The sequence below is a fragment of the Haemophilus sp. UMB1048 genome, from assembly GCF_030218125.1.
Classification (GTDB): domain Bacteria; phylum Pseudomonadota; class Gammaproteobacteria; order Enterobacterales; family Pasteurellaceae; genus Haemophilus_D.
The window spans coordinates 1-262 of record NZ_JASOPB010000119.1; the positions used below are offsets into that span (position 1 = coordinate 1).

At 67.6% G+C, this 262-nt stretch carries 1 protein-coding gene; it reads left to right on the forward strand.

What is annotated here, in order from left to right; all coding sequences use genetic code 11:
• Positions 1–262 (forward strand): DUF4132 domain-containing protein (locus QP437_RS10140; protein WP_285267746.1); only part of this gene is annotated, 262 nt, incomplete at both ends.

Consider the following 262-nt stretch of genomic DNA (forward strand, 5'->3'; position numbering starts at 1 on the left):
GACTACCAGTTGCTGGCGCCGTTCCGCCAGCTTGACCGCCACGTCTGGGCGCTGAGCGACGCGGAGCTCACAGCCACTTCGCTCAGCCGCTGGGCCGGACGCAAAGCGCCGGGCGGCCGCATCGCGGGGCTGGCCAAAAAAGGCTGGCTGCGCGGCCAGCCGCTGGACGGCGGCTGGATCGGCTGGATGCTGAAACCGCTGGGGCCGTGGACGCTGGTTGTTGAACTTAAAGAAGGCTTTGCGGTTGGCGCATCACCTGATG